The following is a 25,565-nucleotide window of genomic DNA, read 5'->3' as shown; positions in this document are numbered from 1 at the left end:
GGCGAGAGGCCTTCAGCGATGGGGAGGCGAAGCCGGACGGTGGATCGCCCCGTCCAGTTCCCGCAGCGGCACCCCGCTTCCCGCTCGCCGCACCGCCACGATCTCCGCCCCGATCGACACGGCCGTCTCCTCCGGCGTGCGCCCGCCGAGGTCCAGGCCGATGGGGGACCGCAGCCGCTCCAGCTCGGCCGCGCTCACCCCCGCCTCCCGAAGGAGACGAACGCGGTCCTCGTGCGTACGTCGCGAACCCATCGCCCCGACGTACGCGGCCGGCCGGCGCAGAGCGACCTCCAGAAGTGGTACGTCGAACTTGGCGTCGTGGGTCAGGACGCACAGGACCGTGCGGGCGTCCGTGCGGGTGGTCCGGAGATAGCGGTCGGGCCACTCGACGACGACCTCGTCCGCCTCCGGGAACCGGGCCCGGGTCGCGAAGACGCTCCGCGCGTCGCACAACGTCACGTGGTAGCCGAGCAGTTTGCCGACCCGCACGAGGGCTCCCGCGAAGTCGACCGCACCGAACACGATCATCCGGGCGGGCGGCACGCTCGACTCCACGAACAGGGTGATGTCGGCGCCGCAGTCCGCCGCGCTCTCCGGTACCGCGCACACCTCGGTGCGCCCGACGTCGAGCAGCGCGTGGGCCTGCGCGGCGAGCCCGGCGTCGTCGGCCGTGCCGAGGTCGCCCTCGTACGTGCCGTCCGGCCGGACGAGGAGCAGCCCGGGGCCCGCGTCGAGGACACGCGCCAGGGCCACCGCCTCGCCGCGCGCTGTGAGGTCCAGCGCGGTCTCCAGCGTCGTACGGGCAGGCGTGCCGACCCGGACCGGCACGACGTGCACCTCGACCGCACCGCCGCAGGTCAGCCCCACGGCGAACGCGTCGTCGTCGCTGTACCCGAACCGTTCCCGTGCCGGAATCCCGTCCGCGAGGGCGCTCACGCACAGCTCGTACACCGCGCCCTCGACGCAGCCGCCGGACACCGAGCCGATGACCTCGCCCGCGGCGTCGACGGCGAGCGCCGCGCCGACCGGGCGGGGCGCGCTGCCGCTCACCGAGACGACGGTCGCGACGGCGAACGCGCGCCCCTGTGCGACCCAGGGAGCCAGCTCCGCGGCGAGGTCAAGCATCGGTGCGGGCCGCTTCGGCGAGCAGGACGCGGTCGGGGCGGATCGGCAGCTCCCGGTGACGGACGCCGGTGGCGTGCCACACCGCGCTCGCGATCGCGGCGGCGGCGCCCACGATGCCGATCTCGCCGATGCCCTTGATGCCGACGGGGTCGTCGGGGTCGGGATCGTCGATCCAGTCGGCCTCGATCTCGGCGACGTCGGCGTTGGCCGCGAAGTGGTAGCCCGCGAAGTCGGCGCCGATGTGCTCGCCGAACGCGTCGTCGCGCACCGCCTCCTCGTGCAGGGCCATGGACAGGCCCCACGTCATGCCGCCCACCAGCTGACTGCGTGCGGTGAGGGGGTTGATGATCCGGCCGGCCGCGAAGACGCCCAGCATGCGCCGGACCCGTACCTCGCCCGTGGTGACGTCGACGGCCGCCTCGGCGAACTGTGCGCCGAACGCGTGCCGTTCCTTCTGCGCGAGGGCCGCGATGAGATCGGCGGTGTCAGCGGTGGCGGTGACGCCGTCCTTGGGCAGGTCGGATCCGAACAGCGCAAGCCGTTCACGCAGTTGGCGGGCGGCGACGCTCACCGCCCAGCCCCAGGAGCGCGTGCCCATCGAGCCGCCGGCGACCCAGGCGTGCCCGAAGTCGCTGTCGGCGATTCGCACCCGGACCCGGTCCGGCGCGACCTCCAGGGCCTCGGCGGCGATCAGGGTGAGGGCGGTGCGGGCACCGGTGCCGACGTCGGCCGCGGTGACCTTCACGGTGAAGGTGCCGTCGGTCTCGGCCGTGGCGGAGGCCGTGGTGGGTGCCGCGCCGGCCTGGAAGGACGCGGCGGCCACGCCGGTGCCGATCAGCCAGCGGCCTTCGCGGCGCACGCGGGGGCGCGGGTCCCGCCCTGCCCAGCCGAACCGGCGGGCGCCCTCCTCGAAGCAGCCGAGGAGGTTGCGGCTGCTGAACGGCAGGCCGGAGACGGGGCCGACGGCGGGTTCGTTGCGCACCCGCAGCTCGATCGGGTCGATGCCGAGCTTCTCGGCGAGTTCGTCGAGCGCCGACTCGACGGCGAAGGAGCCGGGTGCCTCACCGGGGGCCCGCATCCAGGTGGGCGTGGGCATGTCCAGGGGCAGCACCCGGTTGACGCTGTGGTGGGCGTCGCTCGCGTACATCGTGCGCCCGAACCCGGCGCTGCCCTCGACGAACTCGCGCAGCGTGGAGGTGAGGTTGAGATTGTCGTGGCCGAAGGCGCGCAGGCGTCCCCCGGCGTCGGCGCCGAGCCGCACGCGCTGGCTGGTGGGGCTGCGGTATCCGGTGATCGCGAAGACCTGCCGCCTGGTCAGGGAGATCCGCACGGGCCGGTGCAGCTCGGTCGCGGCCATCACGGCGGCGACATGGTGGGAGCGCAGCCCCTTGGAGCCGAAGGCGCCGCCCACGTGCTCGGAGCGGACGTGGACGGCGGACGGGTCGAGCGAGAAGAGGTGCGCGAGGTCGTCGGCGATCCACTTGGAGCCCTGGTTGGAGTCGAACACCTCCAGACGCCCGCCGTCCCAGCACACGGTCACGGCATGCGGTTCCATGGCGCTGTGGTGCTGTTCGGGCGTGGTGTAGGTGGCGTCCACCACGGCCTCGGACGCGGCGAGTTGAGCCTCCAGGTCGCCCTTGACGACCTCGTCGTCCTGCACCTGGCGGGCGCCGTCGTGGTCCGCGCGGAAGGCGATGTCGTGCGGCTCCCGGTCGTACTCGACCACGAGCGCGTCGGCCGCCTCACGGGCCTGCTCGGAGGTCTCCGCCACGACGAGGGCGACGGGCCACCCCGCGTGCGGCACCCGGTCGTGCTGGAACACCTCGATGATCGGGTCGGGGCGGCCTAGCGCGCCCACGACGTCGTCCCGCACCCGGGGCGCGTTGCCGTGGTGCAGCACGGCGAGGACTCCGGGCATGCCCAGTACGGCCTCGTCGCCGATCGTCCGGACGCGGCCGCGCGTCACGGTCGACAGCACCAGCCAGCCGTGGACGAGGTCGGCGAACGGGATCTCGGCCGCGTAGCGTGCCGCGCCGGTGACCTTGTCGCGGCCCTCGATCCGGGTGTGGGCGACGCCGACCGCGTCCGTTCCTGCGACGGTCGTCATCGGGCGGCCTCCTCGTTGAGTTCGGTGAGCAGCGCGACGAGCAGGTTGCGCAGCAGGGGCACCTTGTACGCGGCCTGGGGCAGCGGCTCGGCGGCGGAGAGTTCGGCGTCGGCGGCGAGCGCGAACGTCTCACCGGACGCGGGCCGGCCGATCAGCGCTGCCTCGGCGGCGCGGGCCCGCCACGGCCGGGAGGCGACCGCGCCGAGGGCGAGCCGCACGTCCCGTACGACACCGTCCTCGACGTCGAGGGCGGCGGCGGCCGAGCCGATGGCGAACGCGTAGGAGGCGCGTTCGCGGACCTTCCGGTAACGGGAGTGGGCGGCGACCGCCGCGGGCGGCAGGGTGATGCCGGTGATCAGCGCGCCGGCGGGCAGCGCGGTCTCCAGGTGCGGGGTGTCACCGACCGGCAGATAGAAGTCGGCGAACGCCAACTCTCCCTCGCCGTCGATGGTCTCGTAGTGCACGACGGCGTCGAACGCGGTGAGGGCGACGGCCAGGTCGGACGGATGCACGGCCACGCAGTGTTCGCTCGCGCCGAGGATCGCGGAGTTGCGGTGCTCGCCCGTCGCGGCGGGACAGCCGCTTCCCGGGGTGCGCTTGTTGCACGGCTTGGTCACGTCGGTGAAGTACGCGCAGCGCGTGCGCTGCAGGAGGTTGCCGCCGACCGTCGCCATGTTGCGCAACTGCCCGGAGGCGCCCGCGAGGACGGCCTGGGTGAGAGCCGGGTAGCGGCGGCGGACCTCGGGGTGGGCGGCGAGGTCGCTGTTGCTGACCGTGGCCCCGATCAGCAGGCCGCCGTCGGGGGTCGACTCGACGCGGTCCAGGGGCAGTCCACGTACATCGACCAGATGGGCGGGGCGCTCGACGCCCGCCTTCATCAGGTCCACGAGGTTGGTGCCACCCCCCAGGAAGCGGGCGTCAGGATCCGCGCCGAGGACCGCGACGGCGCCCGGCACGTCACGGGCGCGCTCATATCCGAATTCCCTCATACCTGGTTCTCCTTGGCGTCCTCGGCCCCGGTGGTCCCGGCCGTGGTGAGCTCGGCCGCCCGGGCGACGGCCCGCACGATCGACATGTACGCACCGCACCGGCACAGATTGCCGCTCATCCGCTCGCGGATCTCCTCCGGCGTCAGCGCGGGTGGCCCGGCTTCGGGGCGTACGTCGTCGGTGACGGCGGACGGCCAGCCCGCCGCGTGCTCCTCCAGAACGGCGAGCGCCGAGCAGATCTGGCCCGGGGTGCAGTAGCCGCACTGGTAGCCGTCCAGTTCGACGAAAGCCTCCTGCACCGGGTGCAGTCGGCCGTCCTGGGCGACGCCCTCGACGGTGGTGATCTCGCGGCCCTCGGCGGCCACGGCGAACTGCAGACAGGAGACGGTCCTGCGGCCGTCGACCAGGACGGTGCAGGCGCCGCACTGCCCCTGGTCGCAGCCCTTCTTGGTGCCGGTCAGGTCGAGGCGTTCGCGCAGCGCGTCGAGAAGGGTGGTGCGGTGGTCGACAGGCAGGGTGTGCTTGTCACCGTTGATGTGCAGGGTGACGGTGCTGGACGTGGGGGAGAGGTGGGGCGTCGTCCCGGCTGGGGACATGGAGTGCCTTCTTTCGCGTCTCGGGGTGCGAGGAGAAGCGGCGCTGGTCGGACGAAGGGGACGAGCAGAAAAAGCGGACAGTTGTCCGCTGGGCATCTCCCGAACGTAGTGGACTACTGTCCGCTCATCAAGGAGGTATCCGCGCCACGACCGTTGGAGGACACGTGAGCAACCCGCCGAAGCGGACACCGCTCCGTTCCGACGCACAGCGCAATCGCGAGCGCATTCTTGAGGTTGCCCTCGCAGAACTGACCCGATCGGCCCAAACGCCTCTCAGCCTCATCGCGAAGAAGGCCTGCGTCGGGCAGGGCACGTTCTATCGAAATTTTCCGAGCCGCGAGGCGCTGGTCCTGGAGGTGTACCGGTACGAGGTGCAGCAGGTCTGCGATGCCGCGGGCCAGCTCCTGGAGACCGGTCCACCGGAGGTGGCGCTGCGCGAGTGGATGGACCGGCTCGCGCGGTACGCGATGGCGAAGGCGGGGCTCGCGGGGGCGTTGCGGGAGGCGACGGCCGCCGGCACGTTGAAGAGCCTGGCCCACGGCCCCCTCACGGAGGCCGTCGGCCGGCTGCTGACCGCCTGCGAGGAGGCCGGCACCATCCGCCCGGGCGTCACGACGGACGACTTCATGCTCGCGATCGCGGGCCTGTGGCTCATCGACCCGCACACGGACTGGCAACCGAGAGCGTCCCGCCTTCTGGACCTGGTCATGGCCGGATTGCGTTCCGGCGCGCCCCGCCGGGGGAGTACGTAGGGCGCGGTTCACAGGTGAACGACGTGGCCGGCTCCACGGCGGAGTCGTGGCTCTGTGAGCCGGTCATCGTGCCCGCTTGTAGCTCATCAGGTGCTTGCGGGGGCTGCTGGTGAAGTCGACGAGAGTGAGCGAGCCGTCGTCCTCCTGGAGTTCGTACGCCGTCTCGAAGGGCTTCGGGGGACAGAAGCGCTGCTTGCTGCCGTGCGTGACGCGGGGCTCGCCACTTGTCTCCACGGATGTGTCGCCCACCTGGCGGACGGGCACCTCTACCGTGCAGGGCGCGCCGCTGAGCGTGCTGATGGTGAGGAGGGGCTGTTCTTCACCGGCCTGGGCGAAAACGAGCTGGTGTGAGCCGTCCTCGGCCTTCCATGTGCCGATGAAGGCCGCCCGGATCGGTTCGTACCGCGTGCGTTTCGAGCCGAACCCCTTGCCGCTCGTCCACGTCAGGGTGCTCGATCCCGAGGTCCAGCTCTCTTCGAACTCGACCCGGCGGTCCCCGAACTCGATCTTCTCCCAACCGTCGCTGCCCTGGGTGGCCTTGGCGGCCCAGTCGGTCAGATCGTGGCCGCCGCCGACCACGGCGAGGTTCTCGGTCGGCGGATCGCCGTCGCGGCAGTACGGGGCGAAGTCGGCGATGGCGGCGATCAGTTCGCCGTGCGCCCGCACCGTGATCCCGCGACAGGGCTTCGTCCTCGTACGGTGCACGAAGCTCTCCGCCGACCAGTCGCCGTCCCCGCGGTGCCGCTCGGTGAGTCCGCGGCCGGGGCGGTAGCGGAGTTCGACGCGTATGCCGTCGGCACGCTCGAAGAGGGTGGAGTCGTCGTCCTTCCTCAGGACCCGCCCGGATCCGTCGTCGCTGGAGGACGCCGTGCCTCCGCAGCCGGCGAGAAGGCCGCCCGCGAGGAGCGTGGCGACGGCGGGGACCGCCAGCCGCGTTGCCGCCGTCGTCCTCTTCGTGCGTCTCATGGCCGCACCCTTCCTCGCACTGGCGAACAGCAGCACCTGGCATCCTCCGATGAGTAGAACTTCGCCCGGGGAAACGGCAGCCGGCGGCCTGCCGGGCGCCGATGCGCGGGAGTCCCCCGGGACCACGATCCTCTATCGGGTCGATCCCGGAGGGACACCCGCGCGGTGGGGTCCGTACACCGTCGCAGGTCGGCGCCGATGCTGACGTGGTGACGGCGTGAAGATGGGGCACGAGACCGCAGCGGCAGCGGGTGGCCCCGAAGCCCGGCCTTCTCGGGCGCGGTTGGTCTCACTCATGATCATTGAAGCAGGAGATCGTGGTCGCGGAACGTGTACGTGGGAAGCTGCGCTGAGAACAGCTGCCCGCCGGGATCGAAGCGATGGTGAAGGGGTGTTTCCGCATGGCGCAACGGGTGACCATGAACGACGTGGCGCGTGCGGCCGGAGTGTCGTCGGCGACCGTCTCATACGTGTTGAGCGGGAAACGTCCGGTCACGGAGGAGACGCGCAAGTCGGTGGAGTCGGCCATCGAGCGTCTGGGCTTCACCCTCAATCCCGTCGCACGCAGTCTCCGAACGGGCCGTTCGACGATGGTCGCTCTCGTGGTGCCCGATCTGGCCAACCCCTTCTACGCGCTGCTCGCCCGCTCGATACAGGACGAACTGCGCGGCTGTGGCTATCACGTGGTGGTCTCCAATACCGGAGCGCAGCGGGACGAGGAGGAAGCGCTGCTCGAGGAGGCGCTCCATCAGCGCTTCGCCGGCGTGGTCATGACGCCGTTCCGGCTTGCCACCGACGCCTTCGAGGCGATGCGTGGAGCCGGGATCCCCGTCGTGGTGAGCGCGGACACGCCCTTCGGGGACGTCGACCTGGTGACTCCCGACTCGGACGGAGCTGTCGTCGACGCCATGACCCACATCGCAGCCTCCGGGCGCCGCAGTGTCGGGGTTCTCGCAGGGCCCGGCGATGCCACCGGAGGAGATCCACGACTCGATCGCATCGCCCGGCACGGAGCGGCTCTGGGCTTGTCGGTGTTGCCCGAGCATATCGTTCACGGGGAGCACACGCGTGAGGCCGGAGCGGCCGGCTTCGAGCAGTTGATGCGCCTGCCTCAGCGTCCCGAAGCCGTGATGTGTGTCAACGACGTCACGGCCGTCGGCGCGATGGACGCGGCGGAGCGCCTCGGTCTGGACATTCCCGGTGACGTTGCGCTGCTCGGGCACGATGACATCGATATCGCTGCCCTCGTCCGGCCGCGGCTCAGCACCATTCGATACCCGGCCCGGGAGGTCGGCGCCGCCGCGGCTCGCCTGCTGCTGGAGCAGATCGAGGGGAGGACCGAGCCCCGCACGGTTCACGTCGCCGCTCGGTTCGTGTCGCGGGCCAGCGTCTGACGGCGTCCGATGTCGACGCGTCCCCCGCTTCCCCGGTCCGCGGGATGTGCCGGGGACCGATGACGCCGGGACCGGAGCGGGCGACCGCCTCCCCGGCAACTCCGGTAAGAAGACCGGGCCCTGAGGTCATGGCATATGCCGATTTCCTTGTCATGGCACTAACTGGTTGAAGCCCCACCGTTCGTGACAGTCACCGTTTACAGTCCTCCTGTGACCGGTGTCGTAATCGATTACGACACCGGTGGCGTGCGCGTGACCGATGCGCCTGGACGCCCCCGCCCGGCGTGTGCCGTGCCGGAAGGTGTTCCGTCGCGCCGCTTATGGCCGAGGCGGGTCAAGCCCGCACACTTGCGCAGCGTCCACCGGTGCAGGCCCGTGGCCGGAGCCCGAGGGTCGGGTGCGCTACTCGAATGGAGCTTGAACGGTGATGTCGCCAGGCGGAGACCAGTACGGCACATACCGCCATCCATCGGGCCCATCGAACGGTACCCCCGCGCAGGCCGCTGCGGGCCGTCGCGGGACGCCGTCCGCGCTGGTGCGGCCCTATGCGATGACCGGTGGCCGTACCCGGCCGAGCCATCACCTCGCCATCGAGGCGCTGGTGAGCACCGCAGTCGACGTGGCGCAGGCGCGTGGGCTGTCGCCGGAGGCGTACCGGATCTGCGTCCTGTGCCGGGAGGTCCGGTCGGTCGCGGAGATATCGGCGCTCCTCGCCGTCCCGCTCGGTGTCGCCCGCATCCTCGTGGCGGACCTCGCGGAGACGAGTCTCGTGGTCGTGCAGCAGCCTCAGGGGGACGAAGCCGACGGGGGCAGACCTCACGTGACGCTGCTCGAAAAGGTGCTCAGCGGATTGCGACGGCTCGAGTAGGCCGCTGCCTCGGAGCGGCGTACGGCTTGAGCAGGACGCCGGCTCGGAACGACGTCGGGGTGGCGACGGCCTCACTGCGCGGTCAGGCGTTTCAGGAGCAGCAACGCGAGGGTGGCGGTGACGAGTTCGCCCGCCGCAAGGGCCGTCCAGACCCCGGTCGTACCGAAGCGTGCCAGGGCGACGGTGAGAGGCATCTTGATCACCACGACCGCGCCGATGGAGATCACGTACGCGGGGGCGGGGCGTCCCGTGGCCTGGAAGAAGGCGGCGACCAGGGGAGCGATGCCGGCGACGGCCAGGCCGAGGGCGAGGATGCGCAGGGCCCGCGTGGCGGTGCCCGTGGTGTCGGGGTCGTGGAGGAACAGCCCGACCAAGGGCTCTGCCAGGAGGGCGAGCAGCGCGGCCGTCACCAGTCCGTACAGCAGTGAGCCTCTCAGGGCGAGGGAGCGTGCCCGCAGGACGCGTTCGCGCAGGCCTCTTCCCGCGTTGTAGCCGACGATCGGCTGCAGGCCTTGGCTGATACCGATGTGCGGCATCATCGTGAAGGTCTGCAGACGGGCGCACACGGCGTACGCCGCCAGCGCGGTGGCGGGGCCCGTGGCGGCCAGGGTCGCGTTGACCAGTGCGGCCAGCAGGGTGACTCCCATACCGGCGAGGAACGAGGGCATGCCGACGTTGAGCAGCGTCCTGAGCGTGGGACCGTGGGGCCGCAGGTCCTCGAACCGCACGCGGTACGGCCGCTCGTGCCGCCCGAAGAAGAACCACAGGCTCATGGCGGCCGAGACGGCCTGACCGCCAACAGTGCCCAGCGCGGCCCCGCGGACCCCCAGACCGAACCCGAAGATCAGCAGCGGGTCCAAGCTGATCTGTACGGCGACCGGCACGAGCCACAGCAGGGTCGAGAACCCGATCCGGCCCTCGGCGCGGACCAGGCTGGAGAACCCCGTGGACACGATGGCCCCGCACAACAGCACCACCGCGTAAGGGCGTGCGTCGTCGCGGAGGGCATCGTCGGCGCCGAGCAGGGTCAGCAAGGGGTCGAGCAGGGCGAGGCCCACCACCGTGGTCGTGGCGGCGGTGATCCAGAACAGGGTGAAGGAGTTGCCCGCCGCCCGGGCCGCGGCGCCCCGGTCTCGCCCACCCAGAGCACGGGAGACCAGAGAGGCGCCGCCGGCACCGACCGTGGTGGACACCGCGCCGAGAAGCAGCAGCAGCGGAGCGACGAGGTTGACCGCGGCCACCGCGTTGTCGCCCATCCCCTGGCTCACGAACCAGGCGTTGGTGAGGGCGTACACGCCGTAGACACCCGTCGCAGCCGTGGTCTGGAGGCAGGACGACCACAGCAGCGGGCCCAGCGGACGGGTGCCGAGCCGGGCGGTGGCCGCGTCCGGGGAGCGGATCTCGCCCATCTCATGCGTGGCGGTGCCCGAACAACGCCAGCAGAGCGTCGAGTTGAGTGCGGGACCAGTCGTACTGCTTGGTGTCGGAGTGACCCCGGTACGACGTCTCGATCACCATGGTCAGCAGCAGGTGAAGCCCGTAGAGCCGACGGCGGACCTCCTCCGTCCTCGTCAGGGGAGGATGGCCGTAGCCGCGCATGAAGGCGGCCGAATCGCCGAACGCGGGTATCTGGGTGGCGGCGAAGCCGGCCTCGATCAGCGGATCGCCGTAGAAGGCCCGCTCGTGGTCGATGACGGCGACGATCCGCCCGTCGCGGACCATGACGTTGCTGTCCCACAAGTCCCATTCGACCAGGCACGGTTCGGTGACCTCGTCCAGGCTCTCCGCATGCTCCGCGAGGATCGTCCGCATGAGGTCGTAGTCCCAGCCCAGGTCGATCCGTCGGCGCTCGCCGTCGCGCAGAATGTCCTCGAAGAGGCCGGTGAACACCCGTCGCCAGAGTGGATCACCCGGGCCGGTCAGTGGGCCAAAGGCCTTGCCCCGTACGGAGTTCAGTTCCCGGTTGAGTGCACCGAGCTGCTCCATGTACGCGTCGCGTTCGGCGACGGGGAGCCGCTCAGTGATCACCCCCAGGTTGTCGGCGTCGATGTACGGCATGAAGAAGTAGTCGGCGTCACAGAGCTCGTGGCTCCGGTCGTGGAAGTCGACGGCCGGGACCGGAACCGACGTCCGCGTGCGGATGATGTCCAGCGTGTTCAGCTCGATCGACATGGCGCCGCGCTCGTAGGTCAAGACCTCCACCCCTCGCGGCGGGGCGATCTTCAACACGACCTCGGCACCGTCCCTCAGCCGGATCCGGTAGGCGACGTTGAACCAGCCATGCCCCAACTCGCTTGCCCACCCGTCCCCTTCAGGGACCTGTCGTGGGCCGTACGCGCGCTCGACCATGGCCCTCAGCGTCGCGGGCGACTGCCTGTTCTTCGTGATGCTCTCCACGCTCATCCCTTTCGAAAGCGTCCGTCCGGCCGGCGCCTCAACGCCCCAGCATCGGCGCGCACGTGCGGCGTTCCTCGCGGCCCGGTCCTTGGCGGCGCGGCCGGGTCGGCACCACATGACCGAACGATGTCCTCGGCTCTCCGGGCCTGGTGCCATCCGATGCGACGCAGCGGGCTCCTCAAGTACATACCAATCGGTCGGTCAGGTTTCAGCCACTCCCCTCGTACCCATGTACCGGCGCACAGCCGAAGCCTAAGGTGTTGGCTCATGGCCCACGTAATCGATTACCTCCACCCTGGTCCACTGACCGGGGTGGACGCCGCTCATGCCTGGGTGCTGCAGGAACTACCGGCCGAACCCGTGGAAATCTGCGCCGTCGCCCAGGCCTTGGTCGTGCGCCCGGAGGAAGCCCGGGCGCTTGGCCTCCCCGAGCACAGGATCGAGGAGCGGAACATCAGGCCCGCACGAAGTCTCATCGCCGTTCTCGCACAGCTCTACCCGGAGCGCCTGCACCGCCCTCGGCCGCCCGCCGCGCGTGTCGTGGGACCAAGCCGCCATGCGGCCGTGCTCGCCTGCACGCTGATGAGGGCGAGGGGCTATCCGTCACGGGTGCGAGCCGGATTCGTGGCCCGTGGTGGCCATCTGACGGGTGAGGACCTGTGGATCACCGAGCATTGGGCCGGTCCGGAACAGCGCTGGATACGGACGCTTCCGCAGCTGCCCGGTGACGGAGGCAGTGCGAGGGAGCCGGCACCGGGGGAGTTCCTGTCCGGGGGCGAGGCGTGGCAGCGGTATCGCGCGGGACTGCTCACACGGATGCCGCACAAAGGCACCGGGACCGAGCGGAGTTGGGGGCCGGTCGAGATCAGCTGCACCACGGTCCGAGACCTCGCGGCGCTCTGTCAGGTGGAGATGTTGCCCGAGGACGTCTGGGGCCGGATGGCACAGGTCCACGAGGGCCGGATGCCGGCCGCCTACGACAACCTGATCGACGTCACCGCCGCTGTCTGTGCCCGGGGCGACGCCGCCGATCTGGCCCGGCTCTTCTCGACCGGCGAGCTTGCCGTGCCCCACCACATGCTCGGTTGAACCCCAGGGACGTCTTGTTGAGATCCTGGACGTGACCGGCGTGACCGGCGTGACCGGCGTGACCGGCGTGACCGGCGTGACCGGCGTGACCGGCGCGCCCGACGCCATCCGTCCCGGACGACATGGCGGTGCACCGCTCGCACATGCTTCGTTAGCCGTCGTGGATCACGGAGCCGCTACGCTGCAACGGTGCGCACCGTGGAAGTTCTGCTGGACGAGGCGGCGGACCGGTCCGTCCGGGAGGCCTGGCTGCGGCTGGCGGACGCGGGGCTGCCCAGCCAGGCGCTCCACCCCTCACCCACCAACAGCCCGCACCTCACCTTGGCCGCCTGTGCGGAGTTGACGGCGCCCCTTCGCTGGGAGCTCGCCGAGGTGGCGGCCGCTCTGCCCCTGCCCGTGCGGTTCACCGGCGTGGTCCGCTTCGAACGGCCGACCTCGGTGCTCGCCTGGGCACTGGACCTCGACCCGACACTGGCCGAACTGCACCGCCGGGTGTGGGAGGCGGTCGCCTCGGACAGCCCGCCCGCCACCCTCAACCCGTTCCACGAGCCGGGGCGCTGGAACCCCCACGTCACCCTCGGCCGGACGCGGCGGCCCGGTGCCTTCGCCGGACCACGGGTTCCCGACCTCCTGCCGGCTCCGCCGCTGTCGGTCCGGCTCACCACCTTGCGCAGCTACGACACCGAAACCGGCGCGCTGGAGATTCTCGAACCACGTTCCTGACCGAACCGGTGACCACGACCGGCGCACGCGGCGCGACGTGGCGCCCGCCCCCGGCGGCGCACGACTGGGCCCGCCCGGCGAACCACCGGGCGGGCCCAGACCGGCCTGTTCACCGCAGGTTGTAGTGGCTCAGCGCCTTCGCGGCGGTGAGTGCGGTCGGATAGATGGCCGTCTCGTCGAGCTGCCCCTTGAACCAGTACGACGTGGGCGCGCCGGGCACGCCACGCAGGTTGTCGTATCCGGCGTGCCAGTAGCCGCTGTAGGCGCGGCTCGCCGCGACGGTGTTGCTCGCCTGGAGCTTGCCGTCGATGTACAGGGCCATGCCGTTCGGGCTCTGCGTGGCGACCATGTGGTGCCAAGCGTCGTTGTTGAGTGCGGCACTGCTGGACAGGGTCTTCCAGCCGCCGGAGTTCACTCCGAACACGACGCGGCCGGCGTTGTTCATCCACACCTGCTTGTCGTACGCGGCGCTCGCCTTCGCGGTGTTGTCGCCGAAGCCGGTGAGGAGGCCACCGGTGGTGGTGGAGGTCTTGAACCAGGTCTCCATGCTGTACGTGGCCGGCTGCGCGAAGCGGCGGTCGCTGTAGACCCACTGGCTGGTGCCGTTGAGGCCGAGCGCAGTGGAGCCGGGGACCGCGCCGGGGGACTGGCGCAGCGCGGGGCCGCCCACGTGGACGCCGTTGCTGTTGGCGGAGCTGGTGTCCGCGGCGAGTCCCGGATAGGTGTCCGAGTAGCGCCAGTAGAGCTGGGCGCCGTCACCGAGGACCGCCGAGGCATAGGCGTCCGCCTTCGCCACGCCGCTGGCCGACACCGAGGCCGAAAGGGCGCTGGTGTTGCCCGCCGCGTCGGTGGCGGTGACCCGGTAGCTGTGGCTCGCTCCGGCGGTGACGCCCTTGTCGGTCCAGGTCAGCTGCGGGCGCGACCAGAACGTGGAGTCACCGGTGAGGGTGACGACCGGGGTGGTGCCGCCGTCCCGGTAGATCCGGTACGTCAGACGGGAGTCGTCCGTGTCGAAGGCGGAGCGGACGTGCACCGCGATCTCCGAGGGCTTCACGCTCTCGGCGGTGACCACCGGCGTGGACGGGGCGCCCTTGTCGCCGGTCGACGCGAAGCGGGTCAGTCCCTGCGCGGGTGCGTCGTTGACGGTGGTGAACTCGCCACCGGACCACAGGTAGTCGGTGCTCCCCGAGGTCGCGACGGTGAGCGCGCGGGGGCCGATCTGCTCGCCGAGGCCGTCGTTGGTCTGCGGGAACCAGCCGTAGTGGCTGGTGCCGCCGGTCGACTGGGCGAGGAAGTGATGCCGCGCCCCGTCGGGGAACTCACCGACCTCGGAGCAGTCGTGGGCGTGCGAGGCGCTGTAGAGGACGCTGCGGTAGGGCAGCACCGACTGGGTGGCGCCGTAGCAGGTGTCGCGCCAGCGCTGGGCGAACGTGGCCGGGTCGAGACCGATCCGTCCGTCGAAGGCGTGGTGGCCGGTGCCCTCGTTGCCGGTGTAGACGCCGTCCTGGTCGGCCGCGAGGGACTTCACCACGGAGTTGTCGGCTATGAACCCCGGGTACGGGGTGGTGACCGCGCCGCTGGCGGCGTCGACGACGGCGAGGGCGTGCGTACTTGTCCCGTTGACCGTGAAGAAGTCGCCGCCCAGTACGACGTGCTTGCCGTCGGGTGCGACGGTGACGGCGCGGCCCGGCGCGTCAGCGTTCACGTCGAACGGCAGGACCGATCCGCTGGAGGCGTCGACGGCGGCGAACCTGCCGCGGCTCTCGCTGCCCGCCTGGGTGAAGTCGCCGCCCGCGTACACCGTGTCGGCGGTGACGGCGAGCGCCCGCACGGTCGCGTTCATCTGGGGACGGAACGAGGTCTTCGGCGTGCAGCTCGCGATGTCGATGGCCGCGAGACTCCCGGCCGACGTGCCGTTGACGGCACTGAAATAGCCGCCCGCGTAGAGCGTCTTGCCGTCCGGTGACACGGCGAGCGCGCGCACGGTCGCGGTGCCGCTGCCGATGGTGAACGACAGGTTGCAGTTCGTCGGGTTGCCCGTCGCGGCGTCGAACGCGGCGAAGTTGACCGCGTTCCGCGCGGCCCCCGAGCCGCCCTGCGGCGGACGGATCTGCGAGAACGTACCGCCGGCGAAGACGGTCGACCCGGAGTGCGCGAGCGCCCACACGATGCCGTTCGTCTGCCAGGTGGGCAGAGCGTCCGCGGTGAACCGCACTTGGGCGGAGGTCGCCGTCGCCCGGTCGGCGCCGGTCCACAGGCCGACGCCGGCCGCGACGAGCCCGCCGGCGACGGCGAGAGACGTTCCCATGACTGCCCTGCGCATGAACCCCCCAGAGTGAGGCGCGACGATGCCGCGGCCCCGACCGTGCGGTCGGCCGCGCCGTCGCGCTCGACGGGCCCGCGTGGACGCCTGCCCCACGAAAACGGACACCGTTCGAATGCGCGACCCTACCGCGCCGTCGCGCAACAGGCGTGTCCTCTTGAACAATTCGCGTCAAAAGGCGGTCGTCGGTCCGTGCACCGGCCGTCCCGCCGCCGCCCCGGCCGGATCCCTTCGACGGCTCCCTCCGTGGGCCTCCCCCCCCCCCCCCCGAGGTGGACCGCGCAGGGACCGATGAGTTTCCCGACGGACTCGGGTCATCATCAGGACGGCACGAAGATCCCGTACGAACGCGAGCCGGGACGTCTCGACCGAGCCGGCCGGCCCGTCGGATCGGCTCCACCGACTTCATGGAGGTTGCACGATGACAGACAGTGAACCGGGTGTTCCGGTGACCGGCACCGCCCGTCGCATGTTCGAGCTCCTGGAGCCGATCTGCCTGGTCACCTTCTTCGCGGACGAATGCAACGAGGAACTGGCCGCGCTCGGTCATCGCACGTACTGGGACGGATACTTCGCCAGCCGAGCGGCGCCGCTCGGGCGGGTCCCGGCGCAGGTCGTGCACGCGGCCTTCTACAACTTCGCCGACGGGGAGGCCGCGCGGCACATCCCGAGCGCGTGGGAGACGATCCCGCCCGAGGCGTCCGTCGCCGCCCGCGAGCGGGGCAGCGCGGCCTCGCTGCGGCGCATCCTCGGCGAGGAGTCGGCCGATTCCCCGGGCCTGGTGCGCGCCGCCGATCTGACCACCAAGGCCGCGACGAACGCGCCCACGGAAGGCCGGGTGATGTACGCCGGGATGCGCACCCTCGCCGTGCCGAGCGACCCGGTCGCCCGCCTGTGGCACTCGGCGACCATGCTGCGTGAGCACCGTGGCGACGGGCACATCGCCGCTCTCGTCGGCATGCGCATCGGCGGCACGGAGGCCCACGTACTCAGCGCGCTGGCGAGCGGCATCCACCCGCCGGAATCGTTCGGGCGCATCCACCACCTGCCGAAGGAGCGGCTCGCCGCGGTCATGGACGGCTTGCGTGAGCGTGGACTCGTCGACGCCGAAGGCCGGTTCACCGACGCCGGCCGCGAGACCAAGCGACGCATCGAAGCACTGACCGACGAGCTCGCCGCCCCGCCGTTCGATGCCCTGTCCCCGGCCGAGCTCGACGAACTGATCGCCGAGCTCGAACCCATCACGGCGACGCTCGTGGCGGCAGGGTCGCAATGACGAGGTGAGACGGTACGGCGGACGCTCGGCCCGGTGTCCGCCTCCGGGATGCGTGCCCCGGCCGTCGGCGGCGATGTCGATGGAGCCCTCGATTCGCCCACCGGCAGCCTCCGGCCCTACTCTCGCGGGGATCTTGAAACGACGAGGGGGACGGGCATGATCGGCCACGGCACAGTCGAAGCCGTCAACGGACTGACCGCCCGGTGGGCTGCGACGCTTCCGGACGCCGGCACGGCGGTCGCCGCAGCGGGGGTGTGGCCGCTTCTCGGTCTTCTCGCCGACGGCGCCGCGGGTCCCGCCAGGAACGAACTCTCGGACGCACTCGGCGTCCCGGCCGACGGCGCCGCCACAGCCGCACGGGACCTGCTCTCCGTCCTCGGTTCGACGCGGGGCCTGAGGACGGCCCTGGGCCTGTGGACCCGCGACACCTTCCCCCTCGAACCGGCCTGGCGGGACAAGCTGCCCGCCGCCGTTCAAGGGCAGCTCACCGGGGACCACGTCCGCGACCAGGCGCACCTCGACGCCTGGGCGGCCAGGTATACGGACGGCCGCATCGACGCGATGCCGGTCACGGTGGACGAGGAGACCCAGCTGGTGCTGGCGAGCGCTCTGACCCTCCGCACCGACTGGATCCGGCCCTTCACCTCAGGCGTGATGGAAGCCGGGACCGGGCCGTGGCACGGCAGGGAGACGGCCGGGCTGTTCCGTAGCACCAGCCTCCTGAATCGGGTGGGCGTCGCGGACACACCGGCCGGCCCCCTCACCGAACTCCAGGTCATCGGCGCCCATGGCATGGACGTCCACCTCTACCTCGGAACTTCGGACGCCACCGCCCGACAGGTACTGCCCGGCGCCGTCGCCACCCTCCACAACCGCCGAGCCGTGGTCCCCGGCGACAGGCTCCCCTACGGCGCCCCGGGCCCCGGGCTGACCGTGAGCCGCGTCCCCAGCGTCGACGGCGAACCCGCGCTCGACGTGTCGACCGTGGCCTTCACCGTCCAAGCCCATCACGACCTGCTCGAACACCCCGACCTGTTCGGCCTGCGCACGGCGACGGACGCCTCGCAGGGCCACTTCCCCGGCATCAGCGCCGAGCCCCTGGCCGTCCGGCAGGCCGCGCAGGCGATGACGGCGACGTTCGGCGCACGCGGCTTCCGCTCCGCAGCCGTCACCGCCTTCGGAGCGGTGGCCGCCGGCCCGACGCTGCGTCCCCACCGGGCCCGCGAGATCAGCGTCCGCTTCGACCGCCCCTTCGGTTTCCTCGCCCTGCACCGCACCTCCCGGCTCGTCCTCAACGCGGGCTGGGTGACCGACCCGGACATCTTCGAGGAGTCGTCCTGCGACTGGTGAAGATCGACAGGAGGTGTCCGCGGGCCCACGTGCCCGACGCCGACGGCGCGGAACCTCGGTGGCTACAGGTGCCGGGACGTGCACGGGGAGCGGTGCGTGGCCGGCCGAGGCACGCGGCTTGCTCGGGGCGGCAGTGTGCCGGGTGCCCTGCGGCGGTGGGAGCGACCGCTCAGACGTGGGGGTCCAGGAAGTCGCGTACCTCGGAGCTGGTCATCGGTCCCGTGCCGTGTGCCACCGCCTCGCCCTGCTTCAGCAGGACGTAGGACGGGGCTCCGGTGACCCCGTATCGCTCGGTGGCGGACGGACAGCGCGTGATGTCGGTGCGGACGGCCGTCAGGCGGCCCGAGTACTCGTCGGCGATGCCACCGATGACAAGGTCCATGGCCCGGCAGGGCTCGATCGCCTTGGGCCATGTCCCGGTGAAGTAGGCGAGGACCGGCACCTTGCTCATCCCCAGGATGAAATCGAACTCCGCGTCCTCACGGGGTTGGTGAACCAGCTTCGCCATGCAAGCTCCTGACCTCGCGTTCCGTCGTTCCCTCCCCATCATCCCCCGCGCGGCCGCAGTCCACGAAGCTCACCGTTTCCGCCGGGTCCGTCCGACCGGTCAGGTCGGACGATCCGACGGCGGTTCTCGTGCTGCGCCGGCGACATCACCTGCGGGCAGTGCTGCGACCCGGCCGCGCCGACAGCCGGCGCCTCGACCGGTGCCGCGCACCGCCCGGCCGCCTGCTCACCCGCGTACGGGCTTGATGCCGTGCATCCGACGAGGCTTGGGGGCGTCCAGCATGGTGACGCCGTTGTAGTGGCGGCCTCTGAGGAAGAGGGTCGGAGCGGCGGCGAAGGTGACGAAGATCGACAGGATGCTGACAGGGAACAGGACGGAGAGCGACTGGCCCTCCGGCAGGGTGCGGCCGCCTTCGTGGACGGCGTAGACGAAGGCCACGAAGAAGACGACGACGCTCAGGGCGGCCAGGACCAGCAGGACGGCGCTGGTTCGGCGGGTGCGGGCCTCCGTACGGACCTCGGCCAGCAGGGAGGCGTCACACACGGGACAGGTCAGTTCGACGCTCTGCTTGCCGGAGGCGGGCCGGCGCACCCGGTGCAGGCTGTCCCGCCAGGTGATCCTGCGCGTCCGCGTGAGGAAGCCTGTCGTCCGGTCGCTGAGGATGTGACGTACCGAGACGTCGACGGTGCTCGTTGTCGGTCTGTTCATGTCCCCGTGGTCCCCCTCCGTGGCACGCGCCGATGCGGGTGCGCAGGGACCACAGTGTCGGGTGAACGACGAGGGGGATCAAGAGATCACGAAAGGCTTTGCCTGACCGTGCCGGTCGGATGAACGCGGCTCCTGTGCAAGGCAGTTGATTGCCGGACGGCAGGTTTGAGGTCTCGTCGCGACTGTCTGCGGAAGTTGCTCCCGTGTGTCGGAGGTGAGCGGCCCCAGGAGGTCGCACTTCCGGTCCGGTCGAAGGCTGGGTGGCGCCGGGCCGACCGGAAACCAGGCTGGACGGTCGCCAGGTCTCCGAACTCAACCGGTCCTGTTTCCCGCCGTGTTGTCACCCCCCCGGTCGACCGTGAAGCGGGGTTGAACACCTGGACGGTCGTTCGTACCGTCGTCGCGTGGCTGTCAGCGGATCAACTCCCCTCAGTGGCGAGCGCGTACACGCCCTCCTTTGGCCGGCGGCCGACGTGCGGCTGCGAGCCGCCCGGGAGGCACTGGAGCATCACCAGGGCGTCGTCGTGACGGGGGCGTGGGGATCGGGACGCAGCACGCTGCTGGCCCAACTGGGCCGAACCGTCGAGCGGGACGCCCTCGTCGTACGGGCGTGTCCACGACCGGGCGACGAGGGGCGTCCCCTGAGCGGACTGGCCCAGATGCTCGCGGCACTGCCGCAGAACACCGCCGACGTTCTGCCGCGCGAGCAGCGGACGCTCCTGCGGCAGATCGTGGGGGAGGAGGCGCCGTCCCTGGACGTTCTCGCCGTACGGCTCGCCCTTGCCTCGCTGGTGACGGCGAGCGGGGCAAGCCCCGGCTGGCTGCTGATGGTGGACGACGCGCAGTGGCTGGACGGAACGAGCGCCGAGGTGCTCCGCCACGTCGTGGGGTCTGTCCCTCCCGATCGGCTGCGGGTGGTCGTCGCGGTCCGCACGGTCACGCGTCCCGCGCTCGGACATCGGGTGACCGGCGAGCACGTGCCGACGATCGCCCTGGAACCGCTCACCCTCGAAGAGACGGTCGCCCACCTCGAAAGCCGGGGAGTACGGGCCGCGGCCGGGGTCGCGCTCCACCACCTCAGCGGGGGCCACCCCCTGTTGGTCCGGGCACTGGCCGAGGATGCCGCCGAAGGACGGCGTGTGACAGCGGGCCGGTACTCCGACGCCGCCGGGACGCGCGTGAGAGAGGCCGCCTCCGCATGGCTCACCACCGTCGACGACGACGTGCGCGGCACGCTGGCACGTGTCGCGCTCGCGCACGAACCGACCAGGCTCCAGGTGCGCCGCACCTGGGGATCCTCCAGCGACGCGCACGTGGCGTCGGCCGTGCAGGAGGGAATCCTGGGACTGCTGCCCGGCGACCGCGTCGTCTTCACCGCCGAGGCGCTTCGCTACGAGGCCGGCGACGGCACGTCGGAGCGGCTCACCAGCGACGCGCACCGGGCCCTGGCCGCGACCTCCCCGGACCCCGTCCACGCCGCCCGTCACCGCCTGCTCGGCCAGGACCGGCCCGGCGACGACGTGCTGACCGGTGCCGACGAGGCCGCCGCGCTGGCCAGAGCCGGGGGAGACTGCGCCCTGTCGGCCGACATCCTCCTCGCCGCGGCAGAACGCACCCCGAACGACCGGCGCGCGTCCCGTGTACGCCGGCTGACCGAGGCGGCGCGGGACGCGGGCGCGGCGGGCCGCGCCGACCTCGCCCGGCGCGCCGCCGACGCACTGGCCACCGCTCGGGCGGGGCGGGCCCAGGTCGGCGCACTGCTGGCCGCCGTCGACGCCAGCGGGCAGGAGCTGACGGAGATGGACGAACTGCTCCCGCGCGCCCGCCGGCTCGCGGGGGCCGACATGGGACTGCTCGCCGCGGTCGACCTGCGCAGCGCGATACGCCACAACCTCGGAGGCCGGCCCGAAGAAGCCCGGCGGGCCGCGCGCAGGGCCGCCCGGGAGGCATCCGCCGCGCACGAGCCCCAGATCGCGGTCGCGGCCCTCACGATGCAGGCCCGGATGGAGCGCATCACCGCCCACCCGGCGGCGCAGCGCACACTGCGCCGCGCGCTCGGCGCGGAGCAGTCCGCCACCGCACTGGCGTTGCGGGACACACCGCGATACCTCGCCTGCCGGCACGCGCTGTTCGACGACCGACTCGACCAGGCGGAAACGGCGTTGATGACCCTGCTCCCGCTCGCCGAGGTGTCCGGTTCGGCGGACGACCTGCAGGAAGTGCTGCGGAGCCTCGCGGAGTTGGATGTCCGCAGGGGCGCGTGCGTCCGAGCCGCGCGGTGGAGCGAGCGGGCCCTCGCCATCGGCAGGGGTGCGGGACTGTCCCTCGGCCCGGCCTGGTACACCTGTGCGCTGACCGCCGCGGCGGGGTCGTCCTTCGAGGACGCGGCACGTTTCGCGCGGATGGGCGCGCTGGTCTCACGCGAGGCGGGGGACCTGGTGTTCACCTCCCGCAATCTGTGGGCGCTGGGCACCGTGGAACTGGTGACCGGCCGTCCCGCGCAGGCCGCCACACTCCTGGGGCAGGTGGCGGAGCTGGAACGGCTCCAGCGGGTCCGGGACGTGACGATGCTGCGCTGGCAGCCCGAACTCGTCGAGGCCCTGACTCTGAGCGGGCGGCACACGGAAGCCGAGCGGGTCCTGGAGTCGCTGCGCCGCGGGGCCGACGGAACGGCCCTGGGCGCCGGTTGGGGCGCGGGCCTCGACCGGTCCGAGGCCGTGCATCTGGCGCGGACCGACCGTCGGCACGACGCGATCGATCTGCTGGACCGGGCGACGAGCCGCTTCGCGGAGCTGGGGCTGCGCCTGGAACAGGGACGCACACAGCTGACGCGCGGACGCGTCGAGCGGGCGCGCCGCAGGGGCGCGGCGGCTCGCCGGGCCGTGGACGAGGCGACGGCACTGTTCGAGGAGGCCGGGGCCCGCCCGTGGTTGGATCTGGCCCTCACGTTCAGACGTGCGACCGACGGCGGGGATCTGTCACGTCGCGGGCCTGCGACGCTGACGGCCACGGAACGCAAGGTGGTGGAAGTGGTCGTGGCGGGCGCCTCCAACAAGGAAGCCGCCGAGCGGCTGTTCCTGTCGGTCAAGACCGTCGAGGCCGTACTCAGCAGGGTCTACCGCAAACTCGACGTCCGTTCCCGGAACCAGCTCGCGGCCGCCCTGCGCACGTCGTGAGGGGGACCGTACCGGCGTACGGTCCCCCTCACGCCCGGGCATCAGCTGAAGACGCTCCAACTGATGGAGAGCGAGGCGCTCTTGCCGGCGGAGTCCGTCACGGTGACGCGGCTGTTGGCCAGGCCCCAGGTGGTGGGTGTCCCGGAGATCACCCCGGTCGTCCTGTTGAGAGTCAGCCCCGCGGGCAGGCCGGTGGCCGTGAAGGTGCGGACCCCGGTGCCCCCGGTCGCCTTGAGCGGCAGGGTGACGGAACGCCCTACGTAGACGGTCTGCCCGCCGGGGTTGGCGAGCGAGAGGGTGCCGCCGCCGGTGTCGCCGACCGTCCAGGTGAAGGTGGTCGACCCGGATTTGCCGGCGGCGTCGGTCGCGGTCACCGTGACGGAGCCGGAGCCCGCGGTGGTGGTCGTGCCGCTGACGGTGCCCGACGTGCGGTCGACGGTGAGCCCGGCGGGCAGCCCGGTCGCGCTCCAGGTGTAGGGAGCCGTTCCGCCCTGGGCGCTGTTGGCCAGGGTGATCTTCTGTCCGACGGTGCTGCTCTGCGCGCCGACGGCCGTCACGGTCACGGCTCCGGGCTGCGGGGCACCGGTGGCCAGCGTCAGACTCCACTTCTGCAGCGCCTCGTTGACGGGCTGGAAGATGGTGTTGGTCTCACCGCTCTGTCCGCAGATGACGCTGCCACCGCCGGAGTGCAGGCCGACGGCCTTGCCGCCGGTCGCCGAGACGTACGACCCGCCCGAATCCCCGCCGGCCGAGCACGTGTTGGTCCAGGAGAGTCCGTCGATCACGACAGTGCCGTAGTCGACCGTCTGGTTGACCTTGGTGATCTCACCGCAGTGCCAGCCGCTGGTCTGGCCGGAGCGGCACACCGTCTGTCCGACCAGTCCGTCGGCGGAGCCGGTGACGGTCACGTCACCGCTTCCGTAGCCGGACACGGTGGGGCTGACGTTCCAGCCCGCCTGGTCCACGGAGACCAGCCCGAAGTCGCCCTCCCGCGCGTTGACGCTGTGCGTGCCACCCTGGTTGGACGTGCCGAGCCGGCTGCCGTCCTTGCCGTAGGCGGGCTGGTTCACGTCATTGGTGCAGTGGCCGGCGGTGAGAAAGCCCTTGGCGCCGCCCGCCGCGTTGACGGAGAACCCGACGGAGCAGGGGCTTTCGCTGCCCGGTATCCACTTCTCGCCGCCGACCACGTCGCCCTGCTGCTGCACCGGCGCGTCGGCGATCGTCGTCACACGGACCACGTCACCGAGTTCGCCGATACGCCGGGCGAAGCGCTCGGTGGCGGAAGTACGCCGCGTGCGGTCGAGGATCACCTCCACCCGACTCGTACGGGCGTCGATGCCCCAGCCCACGACGGCCGGGACACCGTGAGCCCGGGAAGCCACGGTCCGTGCGACAGCGTCCAATTCGGCTCGGCTGTAGGGCACGTGGTGGGCCTGACCGCCTGCCCGTGTCACGGCGCGGGCGTCGGCGGCCGTGGTCACCGCGGCATTGAGCCGTCCGCTGCGCCCGTCGAACCACATGCTGGTCACGCGGTGCCCGAGAGTGGCGTTCAGGGCGGTCGCCACGTGAACGGCGTCGTTCTCGTGCGCGAGCCGGGACCGCGCCTCCGTGGAGGTCAGGTGCATGTCATTCTGCATTGCGGTGACGAGCGGTGCGGGAGCTGAGGACGAGGGCGCGTCGTTCTGGACGGCACCGGCGGAGGCGATGGCCGGGCCGGCGGTGAGCAGGAGGGTGGCGGCGGCACCCGCGAGCAGGGGGCGGCGCGCACGCGTCCACCGCGCACGGGAGAGCACTTCACGGTTCATGGCAGGGAGAGCCCTTCACGGGGGAGAGGCCGGAGGAAGACCGGTCTGCCCATCAGGGTGGCGCCGCCCCGAGACGTACGGCATCGGGGAAAACCCTTGTCCACGCGCGGGCGGCGGGAGCCGGGAGCCGAGCTCACGTCACCGGCGGAGGGTCCGTGTTCGGGGGGCCGGGGAGCCGGTGTTCAGGAGGCGAGGAGGTACCCGGACCCACGACTCGGTGATGGTCACGAGTTCTGGTTCGGCTCAACTCCCTTACCGGGAAGGCCGATGCGCCTGCTGTGAGGTCTGCGAGGTCTGCCCGGTCTGCTCGTCCCGACGCGGCGACGACGGCCGACCGAGGCTCGGACCGGCTGTGATGCCGGGGCCGGCGACCATCAGCGCCATCCGGTGTCAAGGTGTCGGTCCGGACGAGGAGATGGCGCGTCACCGGTCCGGGCCCACTGGTCCGGATGTCTCAACGTCCCAACGGCAAAGCCCACGCCCACGCCACCCCGATCCGGGCGGGCGCGGTTCCCGGGGGGCGGAGACCCGGCCGTGTGTGGCGGGCGCAACCCTGGGTCCCCAGGTTCCGTCCGCGTCGGGCCGGGTCGCGTCCCGGAACGGTCAGGCGGCGCGGCCCTGCTTGAGCGCGGCCAGCCGGGCCTCGATCTCCGCGGTCTTGCCGAGGTCCTCCAGGGACTCGAACTGCGCGTCGAGGGAGGACGCGGCCAGTTCCTGCTTGCCCAGGGCCATGGCCTCCTCACGACGGACCTTCTCCTCGAAGCGGTTCAGGTCGCTCGCCGGGTCCATCACGTCGATGTTCTTCACCGCGTCCATCATCGTGTTCTGGGCCTGCGCGGTCTTGGCCCGGGCCACCAGCTCGTCCCGCTTGGCCTGGAGCTCCGTCAGCTTGCCCTTCATCGCGTCCAGGCCCGACTTGAGCTTGTCGACGACCTCCGTCTGGGCGGCGATCGTCGGCTCGGCCGTCGTCGCCTCCTTCTCGGACTGCAGCTGGCGGCCCAGCGCGACCTTCGCCAGGTTGTCGAACTTGTCGGCACTCCCGGCGACCTCGGGCGAGCCCGACGCGCGCAGCTCGTCCGCCTTCCGGCTGGCCGCGAGGGCCTTTCCGCCCCACTCGGCGGCCGCCTCCACATCCTCCTTGTGGTCCGCCTCCAGCATCCGCAGGTTCCCGATCGTGGCGGCGACCGCCTGCTCCGCCTCGGAGATGTTGTTGGTGTAGTCGCGGATCAACTGGTCCAGCATCTTCTGCGGGTCCTCCGCCTGGTCCAGCAGTGCGTTGATGTTGGCCTTGGCCAGCTGGGTGACGCGACCGACGATCGTCTGCTTGCTCATGGTGGTCTCTCCTGGTGAGCCTGAGGGGTCGGGTGTGCCTGAGAGGGATGTTCGGGTGGGCACCTGCGGGCGCGGCACGTC

19 protein-coding genes and 1 pseudogene are annotated in these 25,565 nt (G+C 71.6%); 8 read left to right on the top strand and 12 right to left on the bottom strand.

Annotation, left to right across the window (positions count from 1 at the left end; translation table 11 throughout):
• Window positions 1-12: 12 nt before the first annotated feature.
• From OG406_RS01170 to OG406_RS01155, 4 genes are read right to left on the bottom strand one after another with little or no spacing between them, the layout of a single operon-like run.
• Window positions 13-1,125, bottom strand: a complete 1,113-nt coding sequence (locus OG406_RS01170) for an XdhC family protein (protein ID WP_267049885.1) — start codon at window positions 1,123-1,125, stop codon at window positions 13-15.
• Window positions 1,118-3,232, bottom strand: coding sequence for a xanthine dehydrogenase family protein molybdopterin-binding subunit (locus OG406_RS01165; protein WP_329183326.1), 2,115 nt, complete (start codon window positions 3,230-3,232; stop codon window positions 1,118-1,120). Before OG406_RS01165 ends, OG406_RS01170 begins: the two co-directional genes overlap by 8 nt.
• Complete coding sequence (locus OG406_RS01160; RefSeq protein ID WP_164375980.1) at window positions 3,229-4,221, bottom strand: FAD binding domain-containing protein; 993 nt, start codon at window positions 4,219-4,221, stop codon at window positions 3,229-3,231. Before OG406_RS01160 ends, OG406_RS01165 begins: the two co-directional genes overlap by 4 nt.
• Window positions 4,218-4,817 (bottom strand): (2Fe-2S)-binding protein, encoded by a 600-nt coding sequence (locus OG406_RS01155; RefSeq protein ID WP_164375981.1) that lies wholly within the window; start codon window positions 4,815-4,817, stop codon window positions 4,218-4,220. Before OG406_RS01155 ends, OG406_RS01160 begins: the two co-directional genes overlap by 4 nt.
• A 164-nt stretch (window positions 4,818-4,981) precedes the next feature.
• On the opposite strand from OG406_RS01155, the gene OG406_RS01150 reads away from it, so the two are divergent.
• Entirely contained in the window at window positions 4,982-5,569 is a 588-nt protein-coding gene (locus OG406_RS01150) for a TetR/AcrR family transcriptional regulator (RefSeq protein WP_164375982.1), read from the top strand.
• Between the two features lie 63 nt (window positions 5,570-5,632).
• On the opposite strand, the gene OG406_RS01145 is transcribed toward OG406_RS01150, so the two are convergent.
• A complete protein-coding gene (locus OG406_RS01145) occupies window positions 5,633-6,535 on the bottom strand; it encodes a hypothetical protein (RefSeq protein WP_329183319.1) in 903 nt (300 codons plus the stop codon).
• Between the two features lie 401 nt (window positions 6,536-6,936).
• Here OG406_RS01145 and OG406_RS01140 point away from each other — a divergent pair, with 401 nt between their 5' ends.
• Both OG406_RS01140 and OG406_RS01135 read left to right on the top strand, forming a co-directional pair.
• Window positions 6,937-7,929, top strand: coding sequence for a LacI family DNA-binding transcriptional regulator (locus OG406_RS01140; protein ID WP_329183317.1), 993 nt, complete (start codon window positions 6,937-6,939; stop codon window positions 7,927-7,929).
• Between the two features lie 430 nt (window positions 7,930-8,359).
• Window positions 8,360-8,797 (top strand): annotated as a pseudogene (locus OG406_RS01135) (DUF742 domain-containing protein); the annotation flags it as partial.
• A gap of 71 nt (window positions 8,798-8,868) precedes the next feature.
• Here the strand turns inward: OG406_RS01135 and OG406_RS01130 are convergent.
• Entirely contained in the window at window positions 8,869-10,206 is a 1,338-nt protein-coding gene (locus OG406_RS01130; RefSeq protein ID WP_329183315.1) for an MATE family efflux transporter, read from the bottom strand.
• 1 nt (window position 10,207) lies between these two features.
• Entirely contained in the window at window positions 10,208-11,194 is a 987-nt protein-coding gene (locus OG406_RS01125) for a phosphotransferase family protein (protein ID WP_329183313.1), read from the bottom strand.
• A gap of 312 nt (window positions 11,195-11,506) precedes the next feature.
• Between OG406_RS01125 and OG406_RS01120 the strand changes: the two genes are divergently transcribed.
• Both OG406_RS01120 and OG406_RS01115 read left to right on the top strand, forming a co-directional pair.
• Window positions 11,507-12,283 (top strand): transglutaminase, encoded by a 777-nt coding sequence (locus OG406_RS01120; protein ID WP_329183312.1) that lies wholly within the window; start codon window positions 11,507-11,509, stop codon window positions 12,281-12,283.
• Window positions 12,284-12,472: 189 nt separating this feature from the next.
• The gene (locus OG406_RS01115) at window positions 12,473-13,006 is read left to right on the top strand and encodes a 2'-5' RNA ligase family protein (protein ID WP_329183310.1); all 534 of its coding nucleotides are present in this window, start codon (window positions 12,473-12,475) and stop codon (window positions 13,004-13,006) included.
• 109 nt (window positions 13,007-13,115) lie between these two features.
• On the opposite strand, the gene OG406_RS01110 is transcribed toward OG406_RS01115, so the two are convergent.
• A complete protein-coding gene (locus OG406_RS01110) occupies window positions 13,116-15,314 on the bottom strand; it encodes a LamG domain-containing protein (RefSeq protein WP_329183307.1) in 2,199 nt (732 codons plus the stop codon).
• Between the two features lie 436 nt (window positions 15,315-15,750).
• Between OG406_RS01110 and OG406_RS01105 the strand changes: the two genes are divergently transcribed.
• On the top strand, window positions 15,751-16,605 hold the full coding sequence (locus OG406_RS01105) for an SCO6745 family protein (protein ID WP_327407599.1): 855 nt from the start codon (window positions 15,751-15,753) through the stop codon (window positions 16,603-16,605).
• A 156-nt stretch (window positions 16,606-16,761) separates the two neighbouring features.
• Complete coding sequence (locus OG406_RS01100) at window positions 16,762-17,955, top strand: serpin family protein (protein WP_329183304.1); 1,194 nt, start codon at window positions 16,762-16,764, stop codon at window positions 17,953-17,955.
• Between the two features lie 169 nt (window positions 17,956-18,124).
• On the opposite strand, the gene OG406_RS01095 is transcribed toward OG406_RS01100, so the two are convergent.
• Both OG406_RS01095 and OG406_RS01090 read right to left on the bottom strand, forming a co-directional pair.
• On the bottom strand, window positions 18,125-18,463 hold the full coding sequence (locus OG406_RS01095; RefSeq protein WP_266619546.1) for a thioredoxin family protein: 339 nt from the start codon (window positions 18,461-18,463) through the stop codon (window positions 18,125-18,127).
• Window positions 18,464-18,688: 225 nt separating this feature from the next.
• Entirely contained in the window at window positions 18,689-19,171 is a 483-nt protein-coding gene (locus OG406_RS01090; protein ID WP_329183300.1) for a hypothetical protein, read from the bottom strand.
• Between the two features lie 404 nt (window positions 19,172-19,575).
• Between OG406_RS01090 and OG406_RS01085 the strand changes: the two genes are divergently transcribed.
• Complete coding sequence (locus tag OG406_RS01085) at window positions 19,576-22,347, top strand: helix-turn-helix transcriptional regulator (RefSeq protein WP_329183298.1); 2,772 nt, start codon at window positions 19,576-19,578, stop codon at window positions 22,345-22,347.
• Between the two features lie 41 nt (window positions 22,348-22,388).
• On the opposite strand, the gene OG406_RS01080 is transcribed toward OG406_RS01085, so the two are convergent.
• Both OG406_RS01080 and OG406_RS01075 read right to left on the bottom strand, forming a co-directional pair.
• Window positions 22,389-24,152, bottom strand: coding sequence for a putative Ig domain-containing protein (locus OG406_RS01080; protein ID WP_329183297.1), 1,764 nt, complete (start codon window positions 24,150-24,152; stop codon window positions 22,389-22,391).
• A gap of 603 nt (window positions 24,153-24,755) precedes the next feature.
• Entirely contained in the window at window positions 24,756-25,484 is a 729-nt protein-coding gene (locus OG406_RS01075) for a PspA/IM30 family protein (protein WP_329183295.1), read from the bottom strand.
• Window positions 25,485-25,565 lie beyond the last annotated feature (81 nt).

The sequence above is a fragment of the Streptomyces sp. NBC_01428 genome, from assembly GCF_036231965.1.
GTDB lineage: Bacteria > Actinomycetota > Actinomycetes > Streptomycetales > Streptomycetaceae > Streptomyces.
This window is presented reverse-complemented; position numbering and strand designations above follow the sequence as displayed.